Annotated in this window: 10 protein-coding genes; 5 read left to right on the plus strand and 5 right to left on the minus strand. The window is 65.6% G+C overall.

The window, feature by feature from the left end; all coding sequences use genetic code 11:
* Positions 1-2: 2 nt before the first annotated feature.
* Positions 3-1,202 carry a murein transglycosylase A gene (mltA, locus tag AC097A_RS13175; protein ID WP_479621186.1) on the minus strand — a complete coding sequence of 400 codons (1,200 nt, stop codon included), beginning with the start codon at positions 1,200-1,202 and terminating at the stop codon, positions 3-5.
* Between mltA and AC097A_RS13180 the strand changes: the two genes are divergently transcribed.
* Entirely contained in the window at positions 1,135-1,275 is a 141-nt protein-coding gene (locus AC097A_RS13180) for a hypothetical protein (RefSeq protein WP_479621187.1), read from the plus strand. The two genes, mltA and AC097A_RS13180, sit on opposite strands and share 68 nt — an antisense overlap.
* A 66-nt stretch (positions 1,276-1,341) precedes the next feature.
* Here the strand turns inward: AC097A_RS13180 and AC097A_RS13185 are convergent, their stop codons facing one another.
* Positions 1,342-2,160: a carbon-nitrogen hydrolase family protein gene (locus AC097A_RS13185; RefSeq protein WP_479621188.1), complete on the minus strand. Its 819-nt coding sequence runs from the start codon at positions 2,158-2,160 to the stop codon at positions 1,342-1,344.
* 27 nt (positions 2,161-2,187) lie between these two features.
* Entirely contained in the window at positions 2,188-6,216 is a 4,029-nt protein-coding gene (locus AC097A_RS13190; RefSeq protein WP_479621189.1) for a YhdP family protein, read from the minus strand.
* A 27-nt stretch (positions 6,217-6,243) separates the two neighbouring features.
* Here AC097A_RS13190 and glnE point away from each other — a divergent pair, with 27 nt between their 5' ends.
* The gene (glnE, locus tag AC097A_RS13195) at positions 6,244-8,961 is read left to right on the plus strand and encodes a bifunctional [glutamate--ammonia ligase]-adenylyl-L-tyrosine phosphorylase/[glutamate--ammonia-ligase] adenylyltransferase (RefSeq protein WP_479621190.1); all 2,718 of its coding nucleotides are present in this window, start codon (positions 6,244-6,246) and stop codon (positions 8,959-8,961) included.
* Positions 8,962-9,055: 94 nt separating this feature from the next.
* On the opposite strand, the gene AC097A_RS13200 is transcribed toward glnE, so the two are convergent.
* Positions 9,056-9,550 carry an adenylyltransferase/cytidyltransferase family protein gene (locus AC097A_RS13200; protein WP_479621191.1) on the minus strand — a complete coding sequence of 165 codons (495 nt, stop codon included), beginning with the start codon at positions 9,548-9,550 and terminating at the stop codon, positions 9,056-9,058.
* A 63-nt stretch (positions 9,551-9,613) separates the two neighbouring features.
* On the opposite strand from AC097A_RS13200, the gene AC097A_RS13205 reads away from it, so the two are divergent.
* The gene (locus AC097A_RS13205) at positions 9,614-10,843 is read left to right on the plus strand and encodes an HD-GYP domain-containing protein (RefSeq protein WP_479621192.1); all 1,230 of its coding nucleotides are present in this window, start codon (positions 9,614-9,616) and stop codon (positions 10,841-10,843) included.
* Here AC097A_RS13205 and AC097A_RS13210 read toward each other — a convergent pair.
* The gene (locus AC097A_RS13210; RefSeq protein WP_105262978.1) at positions 10,826-11,692 is read right to left on the minus strand and encodes a ferritin; all 867 of its coding nucleotides are present in this window, start codon (positions 11,690-11,692) and stop codon (positions 10,826-10,828) included. The genes AC097A_RS13205 and AC097A_RS13210 overlap by 18 nt on opposite strands.
* 211 nt (positions 11,693-11,903) lie before the next feature.
* Between AC097A_RS13210 and AC097A_RS13215 the strand changes: the two genes are divergently transcribed.
* Together AC097A_RS13215 and AC097A_RS13220 are read left to right on the plus strand one after the other, a co-directional pair.
* Positions 11,904-13,196, plus strand: coding sequence for an NAD(P)/FAD-dependent oxidoreductase (locus tag AC097A_RS13215; RefSeq protein WP_479621193.1), 1,293 nt, complete (start codon positions 11,904-11,906; stop codon positions 13,194-13,196).
* Between the two features lie 3 nt (positions 13,197-13,199).
* Positions 13,200-13,982, plus strand: coding sequence for a DUF1365 domain-containing protein (locus AC097A_RS13220; protein WP_479621194.1), 783 nt, complete (start codon positions 13,200-13,202; stop codon positions 13,980-13,982).
* Positions 13,983-14,019 lie beyond the last annotated feature (37 nt).

Genomic DNA, 14,019 nt, shown 5'->3' on the forward strand with positions numbered 1-14,019 from the left:
ACCTATTTCGGCCAAATCGCCCACATCTGCAGCGGCTGGCGCAAACGGCCGGCCAGATCACCCGCTTCGGCGCCCCAGCCGGCAAAGTAATCCGCCCGCACGGCTCCGGTAATGGCGCTGCCTGTGTCCTGCGCCAACACCAGCTTTTGCAGGCTGGTTTGCGGCCCGGGCGACACCAACCAGACCGGCGTGCCATACGGAACGCTGCCGGGGTCCACCGCAATCGAGCGACCCGGCGTCAGGGCTACTCCCTGGGCGCCGCGTGGGCCAAACGCCGACTCCAGCTCGGACAGGGTTTCTTCCTTGAAAAACACCACACGTGGGTTGCTCCACAGCAGCTCCTGCTGGCGACCCGGGTTTTGTGCCAGCCAGGCTTTGATGCCGGGCCAGGACGCGTCTTTCACCAGCCCCTGGTCCAGCAACCAGCGGCCCACGCTGCGGTAAGGCTGGTCATTGGTACCGGCATAGGCCAGGCGCACCCAGCGTTGGCTGCCATCGGCCTGGGCCATGCGCACGCGGCCCGAGCCCTGAATCTGCAGGATCAGCGCATCCACCGGGTCCGCCATGTAGGCGATGGCACGGCCCTTGAGCACGGCTTGCGCCTCGGGCAGGGTGTCCATCTCTTGCCGGCTGTACCAGGGTTTGCGCTGGGCCAGGCCGGGCGGGGGGCCGTACAGCGGCACGGTGAAGCCGGGCGCCGGCACCCGGCTGGCCTCGATCACCGGTTCGAAATAACTGGTCAACAGCCCGGTGGACTCGCCCGGTGCCGATTCGATGCGGTAGGCCTGCAGGCGTACCTGCATCCAGGCCAGTTGCTCTTGGGCACTGCCAATGCTCAGGCGGCGCACCTCGGGGCACAGCGCGGCCCAGGGTACGGCGGCTTTTTCGCAGCTTTTGAGCCAGGCGTTCCAGGCTTCAAACAGGTTGTCGCTGCCCCAGCCGGGCAGTTCGGACCAAGGCACCGGCACCCAGGTGCCACGGGTCTGCGTCAGGGCCCCTTCCACAGGTGCCGCGGCGGGCCGCGCCGGTGCTGGGGCCGGGTTAGTCGCCACAGGGGTGTAGACCGGCACGCTGCCACAGCCTACCAGCGTTCCTACAATCAGCAGCATTGCCACGACCGACCGATAACGCCCCATGACACTGCTGCTGCTGGAAGCCCTAGGGGCCGGACTGATATTTGTTGCCATCATTTGGTGGACCATGTTTGCAGGGCGCACGCGCGGCGAGCTGCCACCACCGGACGCAGAGACCCAGACGCCTCAGAAAGAGGACTGATTTTTAAGCCATTTAGGGCTCTAGCCCAGGTGGAATATGCGCAAGCAGCTCCTGTTTTCATAGCAATTACACGAGCACCCGGTGCTGCAACGAAGGCAGCTGGCTGCGGCACTGCAGCAGGCGCGCCGCATCGCAGTCGGCCAGCACCACACCCGCACCCTGCGCCTGCTGGGCCAGCACGTGGCCCCAGGGGTCAATCAGCAGGGACTGGCCCCAGGTGCGCCGCCCACTGGGGTGCACCCCACCTTGGGCTGCCGCGGCCACAAAGGACAGGTTCTCGATCGCACGGGCGCGCAACAGCACCTCCCAGTGCGCCTGGCCCGTGACGTGGGTGAAGGCACTGGGCGCCAGAATCAGGTCCACGCCTTGCTCCGCATAAGCCCGGTACAGCTCGGGAAAGCGCATGTCGTAGCAGATGCTCATGCCCACGCGCCAGGTGTGACCGTCACGCGAGGGCAGCGCAAACACAGTGGGCGTGCTGCCGCGCTCCAACACACGCGACTCGTCGTAACTCTCGGTCCCATTGTCGAAACGGAACAGGTGGATCTTGTCGTAACGCGCCACACACTCCCCCTGCGGGTTGTAAGCCAGCGAGCTGTTGAACACGCGGTCTTTTTGCCCGGCGGTGAGCGGCAGGGTGCCGGCAACGATCCACAGGCCCAGGCGGCGCGCGGTGGCTGCCAGGAAATCCTGCATGGGCCCGCTGCCAAAGGTCTCCTGGATGGCCAGCTTGTCCGAGTCGCGCTGGCCGATCAGGCAAAAGTACTCCGGCAGCACGGCCAGCTCGGCACCGGCCTGGGCGGCTTGCTCCAGCAGCGTCTGGGCTTGTTGGAGGTTGTCCGACAGCTGGTCGGTAGACACCATCTGGAGGGCGGCAACACGCATGGCAATGGCTCCTAGAAAAAGAGGGGGTTAACGGCGCTCGACCTGGGTGACCTTGGGGTCCAACCAGGTGCCGTCGATGGTGAATTCCTGGGTGGCCGCGTTGACCAGCGGCCCACGCAGAATCAGTTGGGCCAAAAAGGTGCTCAGACCCACCACCGGGTTGATGGCTGCCGCAATCAGCGAGGCGCTGCCGGCGTTGATTTCCGGCACCACCACCACGCGCAGTTTTTGCGTTTCCTTGGCAATGTCGGCCTGGCCTTCCATCAGCACCGCGGCGTTCACGCCCTTCATTTGCAGGTTGGTGGTGCGCGCCACGCCCTGCTCGATGGCAATGTCGCCACGGAAATAGTCAAACGCAAACCCCTCACTGAACACATCGCGGAAATCCAGTGTCAGGCGGCGCGGCAATGACTGCAGGCTCAGCACCCCCAGCAGCTTGGCAATGCCAGGGTCGGCCTTGAGGAACTGGCCGGTCTCCACATTCACATTGAAGGCGCCCCCCATGCTGGCGTAGTCCACCGTGATGGGCGAGCCGAGCCAGGCCACCTGGCCCTCCACCTTGCCCTTGCCATTGCGCACCACACCGGCCATGCCAAACCGCGTGAGCAGTTCGCCAGAGTTGTTGATGTCGAGCTTGAAGTTGAGCACCGTGCGGCGGCGCTCCTTGAGGCTGCGGCCGGCCGTTGGGCCGCCCAGGTTGGCCCAGTTGCCGCTGGCGGTGAGTGTGGCCTCGGGGGTCTGGATGTTGAAGCGGTTCAGGCGCCACTCGCGGGCACCGGCGGCGCCCAGGTTCACCGCCTCCAGGTCCACCCGGCCCAGTTTTTTGCCACGCAGCTCAAAGTCTTCGACCTCGATGTCCAGCGCCGGAATCGTGGTGGGTTGGTCGTCGAGCAGGCTCTCCACATCCTGCGCCGTGTTTTGCCCCACCGCCAGGCGGGCCAGACGGGCGTAGAGGCGCCCGGCGTTGGTGCCGGTGGGCTGGCGGTACTCCAGGTAACCGCTGAGTTCGGTGGCGTCGAGGTTGGCGCGCCAGACCAGGCCATCACGCCCTCCGCCCACCACCATGTTGTGCAGCTTGCGCCCGGCCACCGTGAGTTCCTTGGTACGCACGGCCAATACCGTGGGCAGGTAACCCATGGCCGCGGAGGCCCCTGAGGCCGCCGGGCTGCCCGCGGGCTGGCTCTCACCGGCCACACGCTCCAGCACATCGCTCCAGGCATCGGCGTCCAGCACCGCCATGTTGACGTTGGCCACTACCCCTTCGTCGGGCAGCGGGGCCGACTCGTCATCGGCCAGGCCCAGCGCAATGGCACCGCGCAGCACACGCGGGTGGGCCCCCGACACATCCCGCACATACACGGCCGAGGCCAATCGCCCCAGCTCCAGGCGCAGCTGCTCCTGCGCACGCACGGGCGCCGCACCGGGCACGGCGCGCACCGCGGTACTGTCCAGCCGCAACGGCAGGGCCTGATCGGCCGGCTTGGCAAACGGGGCGGGCAAGGCCAGCGCCATACCCACCAGGCTGGAGTTGAGCTGCCACTCCAGGGTGCCCGCGCGCAGGCCCAGCGCTACGCTGTAGGCGGCCGAGCCGCGCATATCGTCCGCCAGGCGGGCCAGCGGGCCCAGCTCTTTGGCCTGGCGCAGGCCCTCGGCCGTGGCCGTGCCCTGCAGGCGCAAGGTGGCGGGCACCGCCACGCGCGCGGCCGGGGCCGTGTTGGTGGGCGGGGCGGTCTGCAAGTTCAGGCCACCGTCGATGCGTATATCGCCGCCCACCGCACGCGCGTTACCGCCGGTGACGGTGAAACCCGATTCGGTGAAGGCCACCGTGCCCCGGGCACGTTGCAGGCGTGGCGTGTCGGCGGTGATCTGCAAGTCATTGCCCGACAGCACGATAGAGCCGGCCACCGTGGCGCGATCCACATCAGCGATGGGGAACGCCAGCTTGAGTTTGTAGTCCGCCAGACCCGTGGCGCTGGCAGTGGACAACACGTTGTCCAACAGCCCGCCCAGGGGTGAGCGGTTGACCACGCCCAGCACATCGGCCAATGGGCCTTTGGCCTCGGCCGTAACTTGCAGCTGCGCACCTTCGTAAATATTGGTCATCAGCCCCTCGGCCTTGCCCAGCTGGATGGCCGTGCCCGCGAGGACCCCGCGGTCCACCTTGGCCTGCAAGGTGGCGTGGTCGATGACGAGTTCACCGTTGAGCTGCTGCAGGGCCGGCCAGGGCAGGCTGTCTTTGGGCAGCAGGTAGGGCGGCACATAGGCCAGGGTGGCGTTTTGCACGTTGGCAGAAATACGGAAGTCGCCCTGCTTGGCATCTGCAAACGGAAACCGCGCCAGATCGCCCTTGAGCTTGAACTTGACCCCGGTGGCGGTGCCCGCCAGCACCGCACCACGCACGTAGTCGCGCACCTCTTTGTCCAGCTCCAGCGGCAGGTAGCGGTGCACCCGTGTGCCTTCGGCGCGTGCAAGGCTGCCTTGCAGGTCCAACACACCGGGTCCGTTGGTGGCGGACTGCCACTTGAACAACAGCTCCCCCTGGGTATCGGCATTGGCAAAACGTACATTGCTGCCCGTCACCGTGAAGGCCTCGCCCTGGCGCTGCCAGACCACATCGGCCCGCAACTGCTCGAAGAACACCGGCCCGTCTTCCAGAATGCCGTAGGCGTCGACCACGCCTTTGTCCAGTACCAGCTGGACCTTGCCGCCCACCTGGTTCAGGTCAAAGTCCACGTCCAGCCCCTGAAAGCCCGGGCGCGCCGCATCACCGGTCTGGGCGGGAATGGTGAGCTGGCTGACCCGCCCTTTGAGGGCGTAAGTTTCAGGCTGTTCCAGGGTCCCACGCCAGTTGCCGTCCAACTGCTCCACCAGTCCGCGCGCGCCCACCTGTTTCAGCCCGGCGTGCAGCGCATCCCCCAAAGGCAGGCGCTGGGCAATCGCACCCATGGCAGCCAGGTCCAGCCGGTCGGCCACCACTTCGCCGCGGGCCGGGGTGCTGCCTTCGGCATCCCAGCGGCGCAGCAGCACGTTGCCACCAGGCCAGCGCAGGCCGTCCTCGGTTTCAAATTGCAGGGCTTGGGTGAACACTTCGGACCCACCGTCCAGACGTTGCGCGCCCACCCGGCCCGACACCGTGCGCAGCGCCAGAGCCGGCAGGTTCGCGCCGGTGGTGAGCTGCACGCCGGCCATCTGCACATCGGCCGTGGCCCCAGTGGCCAGCCCCTTCTTCACATCCACCCATGCCCGCAGGGCTCCCCGACCCTGCGCCAGGTCCACACCCAGGTCTACATAACGGCGCAAATGCGCCAGGTCCACCTGCGGAAAACTGGCGTAGAGCTGGCCATCCCAGCTTTGCCAGTGGCCCGAACGGCGTGACAACAGCGGCTCGCGGAAGATGCCCGACAGGGTGAAGCGGTCGCCCCAGGCGGCGGGGGCCTGGGCATCCAGGCGCACGGCGTGTGAGAGCAGGCGGTTGCGCAGCACCAGGTTGACGTCCTGCAGGGCCAGCACGGGTGCGCTGCGCAGCTCATCGGTCCACTGCACCGTGCCGCCCACAATCGCCAGCTCGGACTGGGCAAACAACCAGTCGAGTGCTGCGCTGTCGTCGCTGCCGCTCTCGGGCAGCGGCATACCGGCAATCCAGAAGCGGCCATCGGCAGTGCGGCGGATGTCCAACACCGGCTTGGCAATGTAGAGCTGCTCCACCCCCATGCGCAGCAGCGAGTGGGGGGAGAGTGCGGCTTGAACAGAAGGCAGCACCAGCGCATCGCGGCCCTGGGGGTCCAGCAGGCGCACCTGGGTCAGCTCGATGGAGGGGATCAGCCCATTGGAAATGGCGGCAATGCCACCGATCTGCACGGTGGTTCCCAGCGCCTCGGAGGCCCGTTGTTCCAGCCACGGGCGGAGTTCGCCGATTCGGGGCACAATCCAAAAATGCAGTCCCGCCCATGCCAAAGCCAAAACCAGCCAAGCCGTTAACAACAAGCGAAGCGCCCACTTTGCGGTCACAGCAGACGCTTTGAGCCAGAGCGAGGGGGCGGGAGTCAAATCATTCATCGTGCTATCGGGACTATGTCAGGAATTATGACCCGCAATGAGCAGCCACCTCGCTCCGAGGGTTCGCGCTTTGGCCAGCGTATCCGCCGCCGTTATGCCGACCAGTTGCACCTTTGCCAGACCAGCGCGCTGCAACGCACGCAATTGCAGGAACTGCTGCAGGCCCTGCTGACCCAAGGATTCGACACCGGCGCGGCCTTGCGCGTCACCCGGCAACTGGCCATGGAGCGCCTGCTGCACCTGGACTGTGACGAGCAGGCCAGCCTGGGCGAAGTGACCCGCGTGATGACCGAGCTGGCCGAACTGGCACTGGACCAGGCCTACCAACACAGCTATGCCGCGCTGGAGCAGCAACACGGTAGCCCCCGCACGCCCCAAGGCGAGTTGTGCCAGCTGTGCATCATCGGCATGGGCAAGCTGGGCGCGCGCGAACTGAATGTCTCCAGCGACATTGATCTGATTTACGTCTACGACCAGGACGGCGAGACGACCGGCAACACCGAGGGCCGTGGCCGTATTTCTAACCAGGAATTTTTTGCCAAGATGGTCAAGGCCGTCTACGCGCTGGTGGGCGACACCACCGAGCACGGCATGGTGTTCCGGGTCGACCTGGCGCTGCGCCCCAATGGCAACTCGGGCCCGCCTGCGGTGTCGCTGGGCGCGCTGGAGGAGTATTTCCATGTACAGGGGCGCGAGTGGGAGCGTTTTGCCTGGCTCAAGAGCCGGGTGGTGGCACCGGCGCAGGCCCTTGGCTCGGGCTGCGCGCAGCAGCTGCGTAGCGTGGTCGTGCCGTTTGTGTTCCGCCGCTACCTGGACTACAACGTGTTCGATTCGTTGCGTGGCCTGCACCGCCAGATCCGCGACCACGCCGCCAAACGCAGCGCAGGCCGGCCCGAGCGCAGCAACGATGTGAAGCTCTCGCGCGGCGGCATCCGCGAGATCGAGTTCACCGTGCAGCTGCTGCAGGTGGTGCGCGGGGGCCAGTACCCCGAGCTGCGCACCCGCCCCACGGTGAGCGCGCTGCAGCGCCTGGTGCGCGCCGGGCTGATGCCCCAGGACACCGCCGATGCGCTGGCACGGGCCTATGTGTTTTTGCGCCAGGTGGAGCACCGCATCCAGTACCTGGACGACCAGCAAACCCATGTGCTGCCCACCGACGAGACCGACCTGCACTGGATTGCCCAGACACTCGATTTGCCCGACAGCACCGCCTTGCTGCAAGAGCTGGACAAACACCGCGAGCTGGTGGCGCAGGAGTTTGATGCGCTGCTGGGGGGCAACCAGCCGGAATGCCGCGGTTGCACCAAGGGCGGTGGCAGCGCCATGGCCTCCGACCTGGACGCGGTGCTGGAACACCTGGAAGGCCGCTTCAAGGAGCGCATCACCCTCTGGCGCGAGCACCCGCGCGTGTTGGCCCTGAAAGACGAGTCGCGGGCGCGCCTGGGTCGTCTCGTGCAACGCACGGCCCTGTGGCTGCGCGAAGGCCGCGTCAACGAAGAGGCCTGCGTGCGCCTGGCCGACTGGATGGAGCCGCTGCTGCGCCGCGAGAGTTACCTGGCCATGCTGCTGGAGCGCCCCCTGGTGCACGAGCGCCTGCTGCGCATGCTGGGCACCGCACGCTGGCCGGCGCGTTACCTGCTCAAGCACCCGGGTGTGATTGACGAGCTGGCCAGCAACGCCATTCTGGAAGAACGTTTTGACCCGGTCGCCTTTGAGGACGACCTGGAACGCCGCCTACGCGCCCTGCAAGGCAGCGCCGAAGACGACGATGAAGCGCTGCTGAACCTGCTGCGCCGCGCCCACCATGCCGAGGTGTTTCGCATCCTGACGCGCGACGTGGAAGGCCGGTTGACCGTGGAGCAGGTGGCCGACGACCTGAGTGCGCTGGCCGAAGCCGTGCTGCGCACCACCACCCGCTGGTGCTGGAACCGCCTGAAAACCCGCCACCGCGACGAGCCGCAGTTCGCCATCATTGCCTACGGCAAGCTGGGTGGCAAAGAGCTGGGTTATGGCTCCGACTTGGACATCGTGTTCCTCTACGACGACGAGGACGAACGCGCCGGAGAGATCTACGCCGCGCTGGTACGCAAACTCATTAACTGGCTGACCGTGAAAACCGGCGAAAGCGACCTGTACGAGATCGACACCGCGCTGCGGCCCAATGGCAACTCGGGCCTGCTGGTCACCAGCTTCACCGCCTATGCCAATTACCAGGAACAACGCGGCAGCAACACCGCCTGGACCTGGGAGCACCAGGCCATGACACGCGCGCGCTGCGTGCTGGGCCCGGCCAGCCTGCAGCAGCGTTTTGACACCGTGCGCGACAACGTGATCCGTACCCCACGCGACGCCAACGCCCTGCGGCTGGAAATCGAAGCCATGCGCGCCAAGGTGCGCGGCGCCCATGCCGACAAGGATGGGCAGTTTGACGTCAAACACAGCGTGGGCGGCATGGTGGACATCGAGTTTGCGGTGCAGTACCTGCTGTTGGCGCACGGCCAGCACCATGCGGAGCTGCTGCCCAATGTAGGCAATATTGCGCTGCTGCAGCGCGCCCAGGCCTGCGGCCTGCTGCCCGCGCCCGTGGGGGAAGACGCCGCCCAAGCCTACCGCCAGTTGCGCCTGCTGCAACACCGGGCGCGGCTCAACGAAGAGCCCACACAGGTGGACGCCGAGTCGGTCAACGCCGAGCGGGCAGCCGGGCTGGCCTTGTGGACCGCGGTCTTTGGCACCCCGGAAATTTAAAGCCTTTTAGGGCTCTAGCCCATATGGGCACTGCGCAAACAGCTATTGATTTAATAGCAAACTACGCGTACCCCCTGGCGCACCACGGCGGGGGTCAGCTGGCGCGGATGCGCTGCACCAGCTTGGTGGTGGAGTAACCCGCCACAAAGGGCAACGCCAGCGCGCGACCGCCCCAAGACTCGACCAGCGCGGTCTCGGGCAGCTTGGCCATGTCGTAGTCGCCACCTTTGACCAGGATGTCGGGCCGGATCTGCGCAATGATCGCCACCGGTGTGTCTTCCCCAAACCAGGTCACCAGGCTCACCGCCTCCTGGCTGGCCATGACGATGGCGCGGTCGGCTTCGGCGTTGAGCGGGCGGTCGTCACCCTTGCCCAGGCGTTTGACCGAGGCATCGGTGTTCAGCGCCACGATCAGGCTGCCGCCCAGCGCGCGGGCCTGCGCCAGGTACATCACGTGGCCACGGTGCAGCACATCAAACACACCGTTGGTGAACACCCAGGGCCGGGGCAGCGTGGCCAGGCCCGCCGCCAGGGTGCTGGCATCCACAATTTTTTGAAGAAAAGCCGGAGTTGGGTCGATAGAAGACATGCGGGCAATGCTAGCAGCACGGCGCTGCGCCCTTGGGCGGCATTGCATAATCCGCCGACCTGTATGCACCTTGTCCCCGTCAATATCGAGTCCATCCGCCTTGGCCAGCCCCTGCCTTTTCCGCTGGTGGACAAGGACGGCGTTCTGCTGGCCCGCAAGTCCTTTGTGGTCGTCTCGCGCCGCGAGCTCGACGAAATTTCCCAGCGCGGCGGCGGCCTGTTTATCGACGTGGCCGACTCCGAGGCGCACCACCGCGCCTACGTAGAACGCCTGTACGACCTAGTACGCGAAGACAAGCCGCTGGGTGAGATTGCCGGTGCCAAGATCTCGGGCGACTCGGCCAGCGAACGCCAGGCCGAGCAGGATGACCGCATGGACTGGCTGGACCTTCAGGAAACCGCCAACACCTTGTTGCGCGACACCCACGCCACCTCGTTTGCCGACCGCCTGACGCGCCTGCTGCGCCAACTGGAGCGCCACAGCCTGCGCAACCCGGACGGCACGCTGTTCGCGCTGATCTACCTGTCCGCCACCGACACCCACATGTACAGCGCCACCCATTCCATGCTGGTGAGCGTGATGTGCGGCTTGGCGGCCAAAGACGTGCTGAACTGGTCCGCCGACGACCAGGCACTGGTGGTGCGCACGGCGCTGACCATGAATGTGGCCATGACCGAGCTGCAAGACCGGCTGGCTCTGCAGGTGGAAGCGCCCAATGCCGTCCAACGCGCGGCCATCAGCACCCACGCCCAACGCTCGGCCGAGCAGCTGCGCAGCATGGGCATTGGTGACCACGACTGGCTGGAGGCCGTGCGCGGCCATCACACCCAAGCCCCGGGTCCGCTGGCCGAACGCAACAGGGCCCAGCGCATCGCCCGCCTGATCCAGCGGGCCGACATGTTTGCGGCGCGCCTGGCGCCCCGGGCCGCACGCGCGCCGATTGCACCGGCAGCGGCCATGCAGGCCTGCTACTTTGACGAGAAGAAAGCGATTGACGAAGCCGGCGCGGCCCTGATCAAGGCCGTGGGGATTTACCAACCGGGTTCGTTTGTACGCCTGGCCACCAATGAAGTGGCGGTGGTGATCAAACGCGGCGCCAATACCACCACACCGCGTGTGGCGGTGCTCATCAACCGTGCCGGCCTGCCCACAGTGGAGCCCACCATCCGCGACAGCAGCGTGCGTGAATACCGGATTGTGGCCAGCGTGGCCCACCGCGACGTGAAGGTCCAAATCAACCTGGAGCGGCTGCTGCCGCTCACCGCAGCCCCCGCCTCAGACCGCCCGTGGTGAAGCCGGGTCGAGGTTGGCGCCCAGGTCGCGCGCAAGCTCTTTGCGGAACTTGTTGAGTTCCTGCACGGTGGTAAAGCTGCGCTCCATGAGCAAGCTCATGTTGTGCAAGATGCGCTCGACCACCTTGGTTTCCCACACGGCATCAAAGTTGATTTGTTTGTCCAGCCAGTGCTCCAACCACTCGGGGTTGGGCAGGCGGCTCTGGATGGTGTCCAGGGGGAACAGAGCCTTGTTCACATGCAGGTTGGTGGGGTGCAAGGCTTGGGCCGTGCGGCGCGCACTGGCCATCAATACGCCCACCTTGGCAAATGCACTCTTGGCTTCCACACCAAACTTGCTGATGGCGCGCTTCATGTAGCGCAGGTAGGCGCCGCCATGGCGGGCTTCATCCTGGCTAAGTTTGGTGTAGATCGCTTTGATGACGGGTTCGGTGTGCCACTCGCTGGCGCGGCGGTACCAATGGTTCAGGCGAATTTCGCCGCAGAAGTGCAGCATCAGCGTTTCCAGCACAGGCGCCGGGTCGAACTCGAAGCGCACGGCGTGCAGCTCTTCCTCGGTGGGCGCCATGTCGGGACGGAAGCGGCGCAAGTACTCCATCAGCACCAGCGAATGTTTCTGCTCTTCAAAAAACCAGATCGACATGAAGGCGGAAAAGTCGCTGTCGCCGCGGTTGTCACGCAAGAACATCTCGGTGGCGGGCAGGGCCGCCCACTCGGTGATGGCATTCATCTTGATGGTGGCGGCCTGCTCGTCGGACAGTTTGTCGCCCTCAAAGGCGGCCCAGGGAATGTCTTTGTCCATGTCCCAGCGGACCGATTCAAGCTGTTTGAAGAGTTCAGGGTAAAGCATGGCGACCTTTCAGTTCCAATTTCGCGGAATTCTAGACGGGCTGTGTGTCAGCACGTTGACAGAGCCGTGACGCCTCCATACAGGAGGCAAGGTTTTTACGGGTGCAACACCCATCAAAAAACCCGTTGCATTAAAAAATTACCAATTAGTCACATAATTACTTTATAGTCTACATCATCCCTTTATCCACCACCACGCTGCCCCACTCGCCATGAAAATCGCCATCGTTGGTTCCGGCATCTCCGGCCTCGCCGTCGCCCACACGCTGCGCGGCCAGGCCGAGCTCACGCTGTTCGAAGCCGGCAACTACTTTGGTGGCCACACGCACACGGTGGATGTCACGCTGCCGGGCCCCCAAGGCCCCATCACCCATGGTGTGGATACAGGGTTTCTGGTGTTTAACGAGCGTACGTATCCGCACCTCATCGCCCTGCTGGCCGAACTGGGTGTGGAAACGGCCAAGTCGGACATGTCGTTTTCGGTCCAAGTGCCCGGGGCCAAGTCAGGCGGGCCACTGGAATGGAGCGGCTCCACGCTCAGCACCGTGTTTGCCCAGCGCAGCAACCTGCTCAACCCGCGCTTCTTGCGCATGTTGCGCGATGTGCTGCGCTTCAACCGTCTGGCAACGCACATTGCAGAGCGCAACGCGGAGGTGGAGCTGATGCAGCCGCTGTCCGACTTTCTGGCGCAGCACCAGCTCAGCGCCGAGTTCCGCGACTGGTATTTTCTGCCCATGCTGGGCTGCATCTGGAGCTGCCCAACCGACCAGATGCTGCAGTTCCCCGTGGCGACCATGATCCGGTTCTGCCACAACCACGGCCTGATCCAGGTCAGCAACCGCCCGCAGTGGTGGACGGTGACCGGTGGCGCCAAACACTACGTAGAAAAAATCGTCGCGCAGATTGCAGACAAACGCCTGAACACCCCGGTACAGCAGATCAAGCGCACGCCGGAGGGCGTGCTGATCACCAGCCACGACCAGACCGAGCACTTTGACAAGGTGGTGCTGGCCAGCCACTCGGACCAGTCGCTGGCGCTGCTGGCCGATGCCACCACGCAGGAGCGCGCCACGCTGGGCGCCATTCGTTACCAGGCCAACCGCGCCGTGCTGCACACCGACACCACCGTGCTGCCCCGCACCCGCCGCGCCTGGGCCGCCTGGAACTACGAGCGCAGTGCCGACGGCACGCAGGATGCCGCCCGCGTCTGCTTGCACTACCTGCTCAACATGCTGCAGCCGCTGCCGTTTGCGCAAAGTGTGGTGGTGTCGCTGAACCCGGTGCGCGAGATTGCCCCCGAGCATGTGCATGGCAGTTATGACTACGCCCACCCGGTGTTTGACCTGGCCGCCATCCGCGCGCAGGGCGAGGTGGGCGCGCTGCAGGGCCAGCACCACACCTACTTTTGTGGCGCGTGGACGGGTTATGGCTTCCATGAGGATGGCTTGAAATCCGGCCTCGGCGTGGCCAAACGCCTGCAGGCCCTCTTGGCCGCGGAAGTCTGATCCATGGCCCACGCTGCGCGCACACCATCCACCGCCTTGCTGGGCTTTGGGCAGGTGCGCCACACGCGGCTGCGGCCCGCGCACCATGCGTTTGCCTATGGCACCTACTTCCTCATGCTGCCGCTGCGCAGCCTGCAGGCGCAGGGCCCCGGCGCGCTGGCACGCAACTGCTGGGCCGCATTGAGTTTTTATGACCGCGACCATGGAGATGGCCGCGGCCCCGAACAGGGCGGCGCATTGGCCTGGCTGGATGCGCTGCTGCACGCCGAGGGCATAAACGATGCCAATGGCGAAGTCTGGCTGCACTGCTACCCGCGCGTACTCGGCTTCACGTTCAAGCCCGTGAGCTTCTGGTACTGCCAACGCACGGACGGCACCTTACGCGCCATCGTGGTGGAGGTGAACAACACCTTTGGCGAGCGCCACTGCTACCTGCTGGACCAGCCCCGCTACGGCGCCGAGTTGCGCGCAGACAAGGTCTTCCACGTCTCACCGTTTTGCCCGGTGGAGGGTGGTTACCGCTTCCGCTTCATGCTGACACCCGACCTGCAGCGCACCGTGGCGCGTGTCGACTACGACGACGCCCAAGGCCCGCTGATCGAGACCAGCGTGAGCGGCACGCTGGAGCTATTGAACGCCCAGAGCGTGCGCCGCGCGCTGTGGACCTACCCCGCCATGACGCTGGGCGTCGTGGCACGCATCCACTGGCAGGCGCTGAAGCTGTGGCTCAAACGGGTCCCGTTCTTCCGCAAACCAGTGCCACCCACGACCTTGACCACCCGCTAACCCCATTCCACGAATTTTCACGACCGTGTGAGACGCC

The sequence above is a fragment of the Rhodoferax sp. XS2R6 genome, assembly GCF_056521365.1.